Annotated in this window: 9 protein-coding genes; 8 read left to right on the forward strand and 1 reads right to left on the reverse strand. The window is 73.6% G+C overall.

Features of this window, described 5'->3' with window-relative positions:
* The first annotated feature begins 51 nt into the window (after nt 1–51).
* Nucleotides 52–1,578 (forward strand): amino acid permease, encoded by a 1,527-nt coding sequence (locus OHS33_RS28435; protein ID WP_330333253.1) that lies wholly within the window; start codon nt 52–54, stop codon nt 1,576–1,578.
* Nucleotides 1,579–1,616: 38 nt separating this feature from the next.
* On the opposite strand, the gene OHS33_RS28440 is transcribed toward OHS33_RS28435, so the two are convergent.
* On the reverse strand, nt 1,617–2,756 hold the full coding sequence (locus tag OHS33_RS28440; protein WP_330333254.1) for an LCP family protein: 1,140 nt from the start codon (nt 2,754–2,756) through the stop codon (nt 1,617–1,619).
* 232 nt (nt 2,757–2,988) lie between these two features.
* Between OHS33_RS28440 and OHS33_RS28445 the strand changes: the two genes are divergently transcribed.
* From OHS33_RS28445 to OHS33_RS28475, 7 genes are all read left to right on the forward strand, one after another.
* The gene (locus OHS33_RS28445; RefSeq protein ID WP_330333255.1) at nt 2,989–4,596 is read left to right on the forward strand and encodes a hypothetical protein; all 1,608 of its coding nucleotides are present in this window, start codon (nt 2,989–2,991) and stop codon (nt 4,594–4,596) included.
* A 146-nt stretch (nt 4,597–4,742) separates the two neighbouring features.
* Complete coding sequence (locus tag OHS33_RS28450; RefSeq protein WP_330333256.1) at nt 4,743–6,338, forward strand: stealth family protein; 1,596 nt, start codon at nt 4,743–4,745, stop codon at nt 6,336–6,338.
* A 15-nt stretch (nt 6,339–6,353) separates the two neighbouring features.
* Entirely contained in the window at nt 6,354–8,195 is a 1,842-nt protein-coding gene (locus OHS33_RS28455) for a sugar phosphotransferase (protein ID WP_330333257.1), read from the forward strand.
* Nucleotides 8,192–9,982, forward strand: coding sequence for a stealth family protein (locus OHS33_RS28460; RefSeq protein WP_330333258.1), 1,791 nt, complete (start codon nt 8,192–8,194; stop codon nt 9,980–9,982). The genes OHS33_RS28455 and OHS33_RS28460 overlap by 4 nt, the downstream gene beginning before the upstream one ends.
* Nucleotides 9,979–12,084 carry a glycosyltransferase family 4 protein gene (locus OHS33_RS28465; protein ID WP_330333259.1) on the forward strand — a complete coding sequence of 702 codons (2,106 nt, stop codon included), beginning with the start codon at nt 9,979–9,981 and terminating at the stop codon, nt 12,082–12,084. Before OHS33_RS28460 ends, OHS33_RS28465 begins: the two co-directional genes overlap by 4 nt.
* Nucleotides 12,081–14,048 carry a PIG-L family deacetylase gene (locus tag OHS33_RS28470; protein WP_330333260.1) on the forward strand — a complete coding sequence of 656 codons (1,968 nt, stop codon included), beginning with the start codon at nt 12,081–12,083 and terminating at the stop codon, nt 14,046–14,048. The genes OHS33_RS28465 and OHS33_RS28470 overlap by 4 nt, the downstream gene beginning before the upstream one ends.
* Complete coding sequence (locus tag OHS33_RS28475) at nt 14,045–15,037, forward strand: endonuclease/exonuclease/phosphatase family protein (RefSeq protein ID WP_330333261.1); 993 nt, start codon at nt 14,045–14,047, stop codon at nt 15,035–15,037. Before OHS33_RS28470 ends, OHS33_RS28475 begins: the two co-directional genes overlap by 4 nt.
* Nucleotides 15,038–15,074 lie beyond the last annotated feature (37 nt).

The following is a 15,074-nucleotide window of genomic DNA, read 5'->3' on the forward strand; positions in this document are numbered from 1 at the left end:
GAGGGGCGGACTTTCCGGCCCGTCCCGTTTCCCGTGGTTCCGTGCGGTGCGATGCGTTCTCTTCTGGGAGGTGCGTCGGTGAGTACGAATCTGAACAGCCCGTTCCGTACCAAGTCGGTGGAACAGTCCATCCGCGATACGGAGGAACCGGAGCACGCGCTCCGTAAATCCCTTTCCGCCTGGGACCTGACCGTCTTCGGTGTGGGCGTCATCATCGGAACCGGCATCTTCGTTCTCACGGGCATCGCGGCCCGGAACAACGCCGGACCCGCCACTGCCCTCGCCTTCGTGGTGTCGGGCGTCGTCTGCGCCCTGGCGGCCCTCTGCTACGCCGAGTTCGCGTCCACCGTGCCGGTGGCCGGATCGGCGTACACCTTCGCCTACGCCTCGATCGGTGAGCTGCCCGCCTGGATCATCGGCTGGGACCTGGTGCTCGAATTCGCGCTCGGCACGGCCGTGGTGGCGGTCGGCTGGTCCGGGTACGTGCGCCACCTCATGCACACCAACCTCGGCTGGGACCTGCCCGCCGCACTGTCCGGGCCCGACGTTCCGGGAGGCCATTTCGACCTGCTGGCCTTCGTCCTGGTCCTGGCGCTGACCGCGATCCTCGTCGTCGGGACGAAGCTGTCGGCCCGGATCACGGCGATCGTCGTCGCGATCAAGCTCATCGTGGTGATGCTGGTCATCGTCGCGGGCCTGTTCTTCATCAAGGCCGACAACTACTCCCCGTTCATCCCGGCCGCGCAGCCGCAGCCCGGTGGAAGCGGCTGGAAGGCGCCGCTGGTCCAGCTGATGTTCGGCTACCAGCCCACCAACTTCGGCGTCATGGGCATCTTCACCGCGGCCTCTCTCGTCTTCTTCGCCTTCATCGGCTTCGATGTCGTGGCCACCGCGGCCGAGGAGACCAAGAATCCCCAGCGGGACATGCCGCGCGGCATCCTCGGCTCTCTGCTCATCTGCACGGTGCTCTACGTCGCCGTGACGGTGGTGGTCACCGGCATGCAGTCCTACGAGCAGATGTCGCCGAGTGCCCCGCTCGCCGAAGCCTTCAAATCCGTGGACCAGCCCTTCTTCTCCGGTGCCATCAGCCTCGGGGCGTCCGTCGGGCTCATCACGGTGTGCATGATCCTCTTGCTGGGCCAGACGCGGGTGTTCTTCGCGATGAGCCGTGACGGACTGCTGCCGCGCGTCTTCTCCGTCACCCACCCCAAGTACCGCACCCCCTACCGGGCCACCCTGCTCCTCGGTGTGATCATCGCTGTCGTCGCGGGCTTCACCAGCCTGGAGAAGCTCGCGGAACTGGTGAACATCGGCACCCTGTTCGCCTTCGTGGTGGTCGCCCTCGGCGTGATCGTCCTGCGCCGGACCCGCCCCGACCTCCACCGGGCGTTCCGCACCCCGTGGGTGCCGGTGGTCCCGATCCTGTCGATCGCGGCCTCGTTCTGGCTGATGCTCAACCTGCCGGCCGAGACCTGGCTGCGCTTCGGGATCTGGATGGTGATCGGCTTCTTCGTGTACTTCCTGTACAGCCGCCGCAACAGCCGCCTGGGCCAGTCCGGCCGGGACGCGGAGTACTAGGCCCCCGACCCCTGACCCGGCCCCCGGCCGCCGGCGGCTCAGCCGCCGGTGGCCGGGGACTTCTTCGCGTCGGCCGGGATCTTCCGGTCGTTGCGCAGGGCCTCCCACAGCGTCCCGGCCTGCGGCTCGGCGACGACCACGCGGTTGCGGTCGACCTTGTCGTAGTCGACCGGCAGCATGATGGTCTCCATGGTGCTCGGGTCGACGCCCTTCATGCTCTGCGCGAAGTCGGCGAGGGCGGTCAGCGAACCGAGGCCGGAGTCGGTGGTCAGCGACTTGGTCCCGGCGTCCGCGAGCTTGTAGAGCCGGGCCGGGTTGCCCAGCGCGTCCTGGTTCTTGATCTCGGAGAGCAGCGCCATCATGAACTGCTGCTGGAGGCCTATCCGTCCGAGGTCGCTGCCGTCGCCGTAGCCGTAGCGGGTACGGACGAACTTCAGCGAGTCGGTGCCGTTGAGGCGGTGCGTGCCGGCGTCGAGCTTGAGCCCGCCCTTCTTCCCGGACATGGGCTTGTCCAGGGTCACGGTGACCCCGCCGAGGGCGTCGACCAGGTCCTTGAACCCGGCGAAGTCCACCTCCACGAAGTGGTCCACCCGGATCCCGGACATCTCCTCCACCGTCTTGACCACGCAGGCCGGACCGGCCACGGAGTAGACGGAGTTGAACATGACCCGCTTCGCCGGAGCCAGGGTCTTGCCGTCGTTGTCCTTGCACTCGGGCCGGGTGATCAGGGTGTCGCGGGGGATGCTCACTGCGGTGGCCTTCGCCCGGCCCTCGGGGAGGTGCACGAGCATGGCGGTGTCGGAACGGGCCCCGCTGACATCGCCGTGGTCGAGTTCGCCGTTGGCCCCGGCGCGCGAGTCGGAACCGAGCACGAGGACGTTCTGCGCCCCGGGCACCACCTTCGCGGGCCGGTTGTCGCCGATGGCCTTGTCGAGGTCGACGCTGTCGATGTTGCCGTTCAGGTGGCTGTACGCCCACCACCCGGCGCCCGCGCCCGCGAGGATCAGCACCGCGACCAGCACCAGCACGATCCGCAGGACCCGGCGGCCGCGCGAGCGGGGCGGCCGGGGCGAGTCGGGACCCGTACCGGAACCGGAACCAGAACCGGAACCGGAGTCGTCCGCGCCGTCCGGCGAAGTGGCCGACGTACTGTCCGCTGACGCGGCGTTGGTCTTCATCTGCCCCGGTCCTCCGCTCGATTGTTCGATCGCGCACTATAGACCACCGGCGACCTTCATATAGTCGACTGATGTCATGGGTGTGCGAGGATCGCGGGCGCGAAAGAACGGGCGGGAGCGACGGGTGGGGGCGGGCGCCACTGTGAAGAACGAGCGATCGTCGCGGCGCCGGCGCCGCGGCACCCCGGCCACCGGCCCGGCTCCCCGGAACCCTTCCCACACGCTGCACTTGGTGGCCCACCCGGCCGACGCCCTCGCCGTGACCGGCACCGCGCTCTTCGGCGCGCTGGGCGAACCGGACCGCGCCGTGACGGTCGTCTGCCTGATCCCCGCGCCCCCGCAGGCCCGCGACCACCTCCTCGATGTGATCGGCCGCGGCGGCCCCTGGGAGCGGGCCACCGAACCGCTCGGGCCCGACGCCGTGTTGCACCTCTTCCGGCTCCGCACCCGGCCCGCCACGAGGGTCTGCTTCACCGAACCGTCGCAGCCGTCGCAGCCGTCGCAGCCGTCCGAACGGGTGCACCCGTCCTTCGCCGGCCTCGCCGCCGCGCTGCTGCGCCGGTTCGCGCCCACCCTGGTGTGCACCCTGGACCCCGACCCCGAACACCTCGCGTGGAACGAGGCGGAGGGCGCCGTGTACGCCGACCACCCCGACCACGCGGCGGTCGCCGGGGGCGTCCTGGAGGCGGTGCGGGCCGAGCGCCCGCCCGGCCTCGCCGTCGAATGCTTCCGGGCCGCCGCCTCCTGCGGCCGGGCGGCCCCCGCCGCCATCGTCCGCTACCCCGGGCCCCGGATCGGGGCCGTCCGGGGCGCGGACGGGCGGCTGACCGCCTACGCCGCGCTCGGCGGCGCGGTGACGCGCTGGACCGAGCGGACCCCGGGCGGGCCCGAGTGGGTGCGCGAGCACCTCGACACCCCGTCCCTGCTGCCGGTGCTGTCCGTGGCCCGGAGCCCGCAGGGCTGGGTCCACCTCCTCGCGCTGCGGCGCACCCCCCCCGGGCCGGACGGCGCGGGGGTCGAGGTGATGCACGCCGTGCAGTACCAGACCGGACGCCCGGTGGGCGCCTGGCATTCGCTGGGCAACCCGAACGGCGCCGCCACCGGCAAGGGCCGCGCCGCCGGGGTGCCGTGCGCGGTGGTCGACGCCGAGGGCTGTGTCCACGTGTACGTCCGCAACTTCGGGCGCGGGGTCAGCGCCCGCTCGCAGCGCCCGGACGGCTCCTGGACGCCCTGGCGCGACCTCCAGGGGTCCGGGGTCCAGGACGGGATGGCCGCCGCGCTCGACGCCGCGGGGCAGCCCGTGCTGTTCGCCCCGTCCCGGGACGGGGTGCTGCACTGGCGCCACGACGCCCCGGCCGGTGACCTGCGCCGCGCCGGACCGCCGCTGCCGCTGCGGGTGCCCCCGGGCACCGGGCTGACCGCGCTGGCCACCGGGCCCGGCCGGGTCACCCTGTACGGCTGTGACGAACGGGACGGGGTGACGTACGCCCTGCGCGCGGACGGTACGGTGACCGCGCTGGGCGGGGCCGGAGCGGCCGGCGCCGCCGCGGCGGCGGGAGCCTGTGCGCTGCGGACGGACATAGACTCCTACGATTGCACCGTGCTGCTGCGCCGGACCCCCGAGGGCGCCGTAGGTATCGGGGCGTACCCGACCGAACAGGAGCAGGCCGGACTCTGGTGGGAGCCGCTGGGCGCGCCCGGACCGCGCGAACCGGCCGCCGCGATCGACGGGTTCGGCCGTCTCACGGTCCTTTCCCTGGGCGCCGACGGCCGGTTGCGCGTGGCGCGCCAGGATCCGGCGGTGCCGGGGCTGGCCTTCGGCGGGTGGGTGGTCGCCTAACGCCCGTGGCCGCGGACCGCGGGTGCCGGGCGACCAAGCAAATGGAATTACAATTTCCGTATCTTGCGGCGATGGGACCGGGAACTCGGCAGTGTGCGGGACCGCAGAGTGAGAGACCGGTGACAGAAGGCGCGGAGAGGTTCAGCATGCCTGGTAGTGCGACACAGGCCGGGGCGGGGAAGACGAGTCCGGCCGGTGCGGCCGACGGCCCCACCCTGCTGGTGGGCGACGCGGGGGACGAGGCGTACGCCGACCCCCGCGCGACCCCGCTGACCGCCCGCGAGGCCAACCGCGCCGCCGTCGCCGCGCTCCTCGACACGCTCGGGGTGCCGTACTTCGCCGTCCGGGGCAAGTCCGACCACGGCACGGTCATCGCCGTGGAGGAGGCCGACCGGGCCCGGGTGCTCGAAGGCCTGCGCCGCCGCCTCGCCGGGCCCGCCGGGCACGTCAGCGCCCTGGCCGCCGAACCGCTGCGCGCCGCCCGGCCCGTCCCCGGGCACGACGGGCGGGTGTGGGAGCGCGCCCGTACGGCCGCCGCCGTCCAGGTCAGCTGGTACCGGACCGACCCCGGCGGCCATCTGCTCCTCGGGCACGAATACGGCTGCGCGGTCGAGTTCTGGCGCCGCGAGGGCGACCGGCTGACCGCCCCCCGCGCCAACCGCGTCACCTGGTCCGTGGCCGCCGACGGCCCCGTCATGCTGGGCGCCGGACGGCTGTTCAGCCGCTTCGTGCCCGTCCACACCACCCTGGACGAGGCGCCCGCGCTGGCGACCCGGCCCGAGTTCCTCGTCCCGCTGGTCGAGGACGTCGACTTCCCCGTGGACGCGGTCTACACCTGGGTGGACGGCGGCGACCCGGCCTGGGCGGCCCGCAAGGCCGCCGCCCGCGGTGAGGCCTACCACGCCGAATCGGCCAGCGACGCCCGCTTCCTCAGCCGCGACGAACTGCGCTACTCGCTGCGCTCGCTGCACCTGTTCGCGCCCTGGATCCGCAACGTCCACGTGGTCACCGACGACCAGGTGCCCGCCTGGATGCGGCGCGACCTGCCGGGCTTCCGCATCGTCAGCCACCGCGAGATCTTCCGGAACCCGGCCGACCTGCCGACCTTCAACTCGCACGCCATCGAGAGCAGGCTGCACCACATACCCGGGCTCTCGGAGCACTTCCTGTACTTCAACGACGACATGTTCCTGGGCCGGCCGCTGACCCCGCACGCCTTCTTCACCCCCGTCGGCACGGCCCGCTACTTCCTCTCCCAGAACCGCATCCCGCAGGGCCCGGTGACCGACGCCGACACCCCCGTCGACGCCGCCTGCAAGAACAACCGGGCGCTGCTGCTGGAGCGGTTCGGCCGGGTCATCACCCAGCCGATGGAGCACATCCCCTACGCCCTGCGCCGCAGCGCGATGGCGGAGGCCGAGGCGGACTTCCCGCGCGAGTGGGCCCGTACGTCCGCCAGCCGGTTCCGCGCGATGACCGACCTGTCGCCGACCTCGTCGCTGGCGCTGTACTACGCGGCGCTCACCGGCCGGGCCCAGCCCGGCTCCATGGCCTTCACCTACCTCCAGCTGGCCGTCCCGGACCTCGCGCGGCGCCTGGAGCGCCTGCTGGGGAACCGGGACCAGGACTCCTTCTGCCTCAACGACGCCTTCTCCACCCCGGAGGACATGGCGGTGCAGCAGGAACTCCTCAGCGGATTCCTGAACGCCTACTTCCCCGTCCCCGGCCCCTGCGAACTCTGAGAAGGAGCGTGCGAGATGCAAGATTCCGGATCGACCAGTTCCGCCTCTCAGGTCTACCAGAAGCTGGTGCCCCGGCCCGTGCGGACCGTGGCCATGAACACCGTGCCCGTCCCGGTGCGCCGCACGCTCAAGAAGCGCCTGGACCGGGCGCTGGCCCAGCGCGAATCGCGGCTGCACCAGCGGGCCCTGCGGCGGCTGCGGACGACGGACTTCAGCAATCTGCCCGAGGGACGCGCCAAGGCGCCGGACGGCCGGGTCGGTCACGTCCACTCCGGCCTCACCGCCGACCTCGCCCGGCGCACCGACCTCGCGCTGGTCACCGCCGTGCTCGACCGGGCGAAGATCCCCTGGTTCAGCGTGCCCGCGCTGGACGACCGCCGGATGTGCCTGGCCGTCGCCCGTGAGCACAAGGGCGCCGTCCGCCGGGTGCTGCGCGCCCTGCTGGAACGGCAGACGGGCTACGTGGTCTCCGTTTCCCCGGGCAAGGACGACACCGCCAGGATCCCCGGCAGCCACGTCAAGGCCTGGAAGCACTTCGGTGCGTCCCGGGTGATCCGCCTGGTCTGGCTGCGCACGGATCCCACGGGCTCCCTGTGGGTCGGCGAGAACCAGGGCGTGGAGATCGAGTTCTGGACCACGGACACCACCCGGAGCGCCCCCCGCCTGGTCGGCCCGCGCCCCAACCGGGTGCAGCGGGTGGTCCCGGCCGACGATCCGCAGACCGTGGAGATCCCCCACGAGCGGCTCACCGGGTACGCCGACACCGACGCGGGCGCCGACCCGACGCGCACCCGGCCGGGCTTCGACGTCCCGCGCGTGGAAGAGGTCACCTTCCCCGTCGACGCGGCCGTGCTCTGGTGCCACGACGCGCACGAAGAGCCGTGGGCCGGGGAACTCCTGCGCGCCACCCTGCGGTCGCTGCACCAGTACGCGCCCTGGACCGACATGGTGCACGTGCTGGCGCTGGCGCCCGTACCGGAGTGGGTGCACGCCGACGACCGGCTGCGGATCGTGCCCGCCGGGCCGGACGCGGAACGGAACCTGCACGCGGTGCCCGGCCTCGCCGACCGGTTCCTGTACTTCCGCCCCGGCGCGCTGCTCGGCCGCCCCGTCCGGCCGTTCGACTACTTCACCGCGCTCGGCGGCACCCGGCCCCGGCGCGGGCCCTGGTCCGCCCGGGAGGCGGCGGCGCCCTGGACCGGCTGGGCCTACTCCTTCACCCAGCGCGCCGTGACCCACGGGTACGCGCCGGGCCCCCAGCCGTACGCGCGCGAGATACTGGAGGCCGTGGCCGACGGCTTCGGCGCCCACCAGCCACTCACCGACGGCCAGTACGCCCCGGAACTGGAGGGCACGCACCCGCTGGACGGGGTCGTCCACCACGCCGCGCACTTCTCCGGGCACGCCGAACCCTCGGGCGAGGCCACGATCGCGGTGCACGCGGCGGTGCCCGGCGTCACCCGCTGGCTCGACCGGCTCCTCGTACGCCGGGACGCGCAGCAGATCCAGCTGTGCGGGCTGGGCTCGCCCGACGCGCTGGCCCACGGCGGGACCCGGTCCGTCCTGGACTTCCTGCGCCGGTACTACCCGGTGCCCAGCCCCTTCGAACGGGCCGCGGCGCAGCCGGAGCCGCACTCGGACCGTCACGCCGACGCCGCCTCCGCCGTCCCCACCGGCTTCGACTCCGCGTCCGACCTGCTCGCCGACTTCGGGCCGACCGCCCCCGCGGCCTTCGACCCCACGGCCTTCGCACCCACGGCCTTCGACCCGGCGGGCTTCGGGTCCGATCCCGGCCCGGGGAGCGGCTTCGCGATCCCGGCGGCGACCGCGCACGGGGAGGCGGGCAGCCCTTCATGACCACGGCCAACCCCGAAGCGTCCCCGGCGGTCGCCCTCTACCGGGCCGTGCTGCCCACCCGGCTGCGCCGCGGCGTGGCCCGGCGCATCCCGAGCGGGCTGCGCGCGGGGGTCAAACGGCTGCTGCGCCGCGCCCGGTTCGGCTCAGGACCGGCCCGCGCGCTGCGCGCCCGGCGGGCCCGCGGGCGCTGGCCGCACCTCTTCCAGGAGGGCGAGGGCCTCGCCGTACTGGCCGCGGGCAGCGCCCGGATCGCGCTGGTCCGGGCCACGGCCTCGCCGCTCGGGCTGCGCGAGGCCAACCTCGAACTGGTCGTCACCGCCCTGGAGCAGGCGGGCGTCGACCACTTCGCCGTGCGCGGGCTCAGTGACCTGCGGGCGTGCTTCGCCGTGCGCGAGGAGGACCGGCCCGCGGTGATCGCCGCCCTGCGGGAGTGTGCGCGCCGGGCCCCGGTGTACGTCGCCCAGGGCCTCGCCGGAGCCGAGGACGCGCCCGGCGGCGTACCGCGGGCCCCGGGCCGGGCCGCGCTCGGCGACTCCCGGCGCGGGCGCCGCATCACCGGATCGGCCGAGGTGCTGCGGGTCGGCATGGTCTGGCGGGACCCGGGCGGCTCGCTCACCCTCGGCCTCGAATACGGCTGCGACCTGGAGTTCTGGCAGCCGGAGGACGGCCGGCTGGTCGCGCCCCGGGCGAACCGGGTGACCAGCAGCGTGGCCTGCGACGCGCCCCGGATCACGGTTCCCGTGAACCGGCTCACCGCCTTCGCCTCCCGCCACACCCGGCGCACCCGTCACGTCCGTACCGTCGAGGCCTACGCCGCCGCGCTGCCCGAGGACATCCGCTTCCCCGTCGACGTCGTCTACACCTGGGTCGACGGCGACGACCCCGCCTGGCAGCGGCGCCGCCGCGAACAGGACGGCGACGGCTACCACGAGGAGTCCGCCAACCCCGCGCGCTACCTCAACCGCGACGAACTGCGCTACTCGCTGCGCTCGCTGGAGCAGCACGCGCCCTGGGCCCGCCGGATCTTCCTGGTCACCGACCGGCAGCGGCCGCACTGGCTGGACGACGCCCACCCCCGGATCACGGTGGTCGACCACCGGGAGATATTCGACGACCCCGCGGCCCTGCCCACCTTCAACTCCCATGCGATCGAGAGCCGCCTGCACCACATCGACGGCCTCGCGGAGCACTTCCTGTACTTCAACGACGACATGTTCCTCGGCCGGCCCGTCACCCCCCAGGACTTCTTCCTGTCGAACGGGATGACCCGGGTGTTCCTGTCACCGGCCCAGGTCCCGCGCTCCGGCGTCACCCTCGGGGACCGCCCGGTGAACGCGGCGGCCAAGAACAACCGCCGGCTCATCGAGGAGTTCTTCGGGACCACCCTCGTGCAGAAGATCCGGCACGCCCCCTACCCGCTGCGCCGCAGCATCCTGGCGGAGATGGAGGAGACCTTCGCCGGGCCGCACCGGGCCACCACCTTCAGCCGGCTGCGCAGCACGACCGACATCTCCATACCCTCGTCCCTCTACCACTACTACGCCTACCTGACGGGACGCGCGGTGCCCTCGGACATCACGTTCGCCTACCTCCCCCTGGACCGGCCCGGGATCGAGCGGCGGATGAACATCCTGCTGGCCCGGCGCGACCGGCAGGCCTTCTGCGTCAACGACACCGTCTCCGACGGCCGCGACCAGGAGCGCCAGGCCGCGATGCTCCAGGACTTCCTGGCGGCCTACTTCCCCGTACCCGGCCCCTTCGAGCGGAAGGAGTCCCACGGCCGATGAAGATCTCCTTCCTGATCAACAACATCTACGGCATCGGCGGCACGAACCGGACGGTGATCAACCTCGCCGAGGCCCTGTCCGCGGACCACGAGGTCGAGATCGTCTCGGTCTTCCGGCGCACCGCCGCGCCCCCCAAGTTCGCCATCTCCCCGCAGGTCACCGTCCGCGCCCTGGTCGACCTGCGGCCCGGCCGCACCGGCGCCGACCGGGGCCACCCGGACCTGGCCGGACCCACCACGGTCGTGCCCCGCCAGGAGGAGTTCCACGAGCAGTACAGCGCCCTGTCCGACCGGCGCATCATCGAGGAGCTGAAGGGGACCGGCGCCGACGTGGTCGTCGGCACCCGCCCCAGCCTGAACCTCTTCGTGGCCCGCCACACCCGCGACGGCGCGCTGCGGGTGGCCCAGGAGCACATGACGCACCTGGCCATCCCCCCGGCCGTGCGGGCGGAGATGGCCCGGGTCTATCCGCGCCTCGACCTCGTCACCACCGTCACCGAGGCCGACGCCCGCTCCTTCCGGGAGCACACCCCGGTGCCCGGGGTGCCCGTGCACGCCGTACCCAACAGCGTGCCGCGGCCCGTGGCCCCGCCCTCCGACGGCGCCCGCAAGGTCATCGTCAGCGCGGGCCGCATGCACCACGTCAAGCGCTACGACCTGCTGATCCGTGCCTTCGCCCGGCTCGCCCCCGAGTTCCCGGACTGGCGGCTGCGGATCTACGGCGACGGGGATGAGGCCGGCGCGCTGCGGACCCTCGTCAACGACCTGGACCTGTCCGGCCGGATCCTGCTGATGGGCGGCTTCTCACCGATCGAGTCGGAGTGGGCCAAGGGCTCGATCGCCGCGGTGACCTCCAGCGCCGAGTCCTTCGGGATGACCCTGGTCGAAGCCATGCGCTGCGGCCTGCCCGTGGTCGCCACCGACTGCCCGGTCGGCCCGCGCGAGATCCTGCGCGACGGCGAGGACGGCCTCCTCGTCGCCAACGGCGACGTCGGAGCCGTCGCCGCGGGCCTCGCCCGGCTGATGGCGGACGGCCCGCTGCGCGCCGCGATGGCCGCCGCCGCCCTGCGCAACGCCGAGCGCTACGACCCCGCCGTGATCGCCGCCCGGTACACCGCGCTGTTCGAGGAGGCCGCCGGGCGCCGCGCGGCCGCCCGCTCCGGGTACCGCAGGCCGACCGCCGCCCGCCTGGGCCGCCCGCCGGGCGACAGCGCTCCGCCCGACTCCCCGAAGAGCGCCGTGTGCCACGCCGAGGCACCCGACGCGGGCTGGCTGCGCCTGACCTGCGACGGCCCCGCCGGAGCCCGCGGCCGCGGTGGGTTCCTGCTGCGGCACCGGCCCTCCAGCGGCTCCCGGCTGCCCGACCTGGCGCTGGACACCGAGCGCGAGACGCTGCCCACCGGGGCCGTCCGGCACACCGCCGTCGTGCCCCCGGCCGCCCTCGACCACCTGGGCGACGGCCGCTGGCGGGTCATGCTCGCCACCGGCAAGGGGGACCCCGTCCACCTCACGGCGGGGATCCGCGACACCCGCGGGCTCATCGACGCCCGCGCCCGCCTCCTCGAAGCCCCGGGCCCCGGCCCGGTCCTGTGGAACCTGCCCTACGCGCAGCCGAACGGCGCCCTGATGCTCCGTACCGTGCACCGCGAGGCGCACGCCGAAGCGAGCGAGGTGCGTGTCGGCGAGGACGGGATCACCGTCTCCGGGGTGCTGTGCGGGGCGCGGACCCTGGAGCACGGCGCCCGCTTCGTGCTCGTCCGGCGCGGCCCGTACCGCAGCGAGGTGTCCCTGCCGGTGGAGGTGCTCGGCGAGCGCTCCTTCCGGATGGAACTGCCCCTGGCCCGGCTGGTGGAGGACCGCCTCGCCCGCTGGGAGGACTGGGACTGGTGGCTCCAGCCGCACCCCGGGAGCAGGCGCCGGGTGCGCGTCTGCCACCTCTTCGAGGACTTCCCCGACGTCCGGGGCGCCTACCCGTACCCCGCCGTTCCGCTCTCCGCCGACGACGTGTCCCGTTTCGTCGTCGTGCACCCGTCCCGGCCGGTCCGAGTCCGGCCCTACTGCTCCGTCTCCGGAGCCATGGCTATGAACGTGGTGGACCGATGAACCGAAACCGATCGATCCTGCACGTCGTCGCCCACCAGGACGACGACCTGTACTTCATGAACCCGGACCTGGTCCGCTCGCTCCAGGACGGCGACCCGGTCGCCACGGTCGTCCTGACCGCGGGCGAGGGCGACGGCATCAACGCCGACACCAACGACCCCGAACGGGCCGCGCTGCCCACGGACTACACCGGCTACAGCACGGCCCGCGGCTGCGGCCTGCGCTCCGCCTACGCGCGGATGGCCACCGGCGACCGCGACAGCCCCTGGGCCCGCGAGATCACCGAACTCGTCCCCGGTTTCGCGGTGGAGCGCTTCACCCTCCTCGCGCACCCCGCCGTACGGATGTACTTCTGCCAGCTGCACATGGGCGTGCCCACGCCCTCCGGTGTCCGCACCCGGATGTTCGAGCTGTGGAACGGCGTCCACCCCACCCAGGCGACCGTGCCGGTCCACGGCTCCGCGCTGAGCGAAGTGCAGCAGATCTCCCGCGAGATGGTCATCGCGGGCCTCGCCGCGCTGCTCGCCGAGATCCGGCCCACCACCGTCCGCACGCTGGACCCCGATCCGGAACACGACGGCGGCAAGAGCGAGTTCGTCACCTCCGACCACGTCGACCACGCCACCACCGCCGAGTTCGCCATCGCGGCCCTCACCCGCTACCGGGAGAGCGCGGAGCACGCCCCCGCCGTCGAGTTCTACCGCGCCTACGCCAACCGCTTCTGGGGCCCGAACCTGGACCGGATGGAACTCGCCGAGAAGGCCGACTACCTGGCCACCTACATGGGCCTGGACGCCACCCACTGCCCGCAGGGCACCTGCCAGGCCTGCGGCGACCGCCAGCTCGGCCCCAACCCGTACCGCAGCACCCACATGCGCAGCACCGCCTACCGCTATTCGCCCGCCACCGACTGGCTCCGGCTGGGACCCGGCGGCCGCCTGAACGCCTTCACCGTCCTCGCGGGCCGCCTGGTGTTCTTCACCGAGACCGGTCCCGCGAGCGGCCGGTGGCAGGGCCCCTTCCCGCTCGGCGACGGCTGGCTCGCGCCCACCACGGCGCTGGCGGGGATCCCCGGCGGACCGGCGCACGTGGTGGCGCAGCGCCGCCGCACGGCCGAGGGCGGGGCGGTCGCCATCGACCTCGTGTACACCACGCAGAACGCGGACGGCGGCGGGTTCAGCGGCTGGCAGTCGCTGGAGTCCCCGGAGTGGGTCCACCCCGACGGCCGCCGCCAGCGCGAACTCGGCGTCCCGATGGCCGCGGTGGACGGCGCGGGCCTGCTGTACGTCTTCGCCCGCAACTTCGACCAGGGCATCTCCCTGCGCCGCCAGAACGCCCAGGGCGGCTGGGAGCCCTGGGTGAGCCTCGGCGGCAGCTTCCTGCAGGACGCGGGCACCGCGATCACCACCGAGTTCGGCACCGTCGAGCTGTACGTACCGGGCAAGAGCTCCGTGGTCCGCTGGTTCCAGAAGGAGCCGGGCGCGCCCTTCACCCGCGACGACTCCCTGGTGACCGGGCCCGTGGCCACCGGCGGGATCACCGCCGTGAACTCCGGCGGTGGACGCACCTGCCTCTACTACCGCGAGGCGGGCACCCAGCAGGTCATGGCCTACCGCCAGCACGACACCGGCCGCTGGCCCGGCTCGGGCGCGGGCGTCGGCGGGCACGGCGGTACGGGCGCGGTCGCCGCGCTGTGGGCCCCGCAGCGCGGTGCCCGCGAGGCGCACCTGGCCCACCGCAGCGCGCGCGGCCGGCTCACCGTCTCGCTGCCCGACCGGGAGAAGGACGTCTCCGGCGCCCGCTGGCGGGAGAGCGGCGAGATGTTCACACAGGCCCCCGCGCTCGCCTACGACGCCGCGGGCGCCGTGGTCGTCGCGGTCGTCGGGACCGACGGCAGGCTCCGGGTCCGCCGTCAGCTCGCCCCGGAGACGGGCAGCCCGCTGGGGCCCGCCGTGACGGCGTGACGAGGAGACGACGGCTGGCGGCGCTGGGCCTGGGCCTGGCGCTCGCGGCCGCCGCCCTGGGGTGGGCCGGTACGGGCGCCGACGCCCCGCTGTGGGACGGCTCCGTGGAAGCGGACCCGGACGCCGGGGCCTCGGTGGTGGTCCTGCAGTGGAACATCTGCGGGGCCGCCCACCAGTGCGCCAACCACGGCGGCACGGGCAAGGGCACCTCGGTGGCCCGGCTGGTCAACGAGGTGGTGCTGCGCCACCCGGACCTGATCGGCGTGAACGAGATCTGCCGCGGCCAGTTCGAGGCGCTCCAGGCCGTGTTCAAGGAGCGCGGCCTGCCCCTGCGCGGCGCCTACCAGCAGATGCACGGCAACGTCCCGGCCTGCGGCGCCGATTCCTCCTACGGGCTGGCGGTGTTCTCCGCCGAAGCGCCGACCGGGCCGCCGCGCTACCGCCCCTTCACCGACACCGACGGGGAGACCTATCTGGCCGCGGGCCGGACCGAGCCGGTGCTGCGCGGACTGCTGTGCCTGCCCACCCGGGCGCGCGGCCGGGGGCTGACCTTCTGCGGGGCCCACGCCGGGACCGCCGACAGCCAGCTGAAGGAACTCCACCGCTGGTTCGACGACCCGGTCGCCTTCCCGCCCGCCACCCCCGTGATCCTGGCGGGAGATCTGAACCAGCAGCCCAACGAGGGCTCCCTGGCCGGGCTGTACGGGCACACGCGCGGCGAGAAGGACCAGCACGACCCCGACGGGCGCTTCCTGGAGGCGGACGAGCGCAACCGGCGCTGGTTCAAGATGGGCGGCACCGGGGGAGTGCGCTGCCAGGACCCGGTACCGGCGCGCTGCCGCAACGGCGCGCCGACGGCGGAGGACGGCCGCAAGATCGACTACATCTTCGCCACCGAGGCCCACTTCACCGCGCCGCGGGCGGTGACGGTGAAGGTCCCGGAGTCGGACCACGTGCTGTACGAGGGCGTCTTCCAGTTCAAGCAGTAACGTTTCGGCCGGACACGTCGGACACGTCGGACACGCG

Source organism: Streptomyces sp. NBC_00536 (assembly GCF_036346295.1).
Lineage (GTDB): Bacteria > Actinomycetota > Actinomycetes > Streptomycetales > Streptomycetaceae > Streptomyces.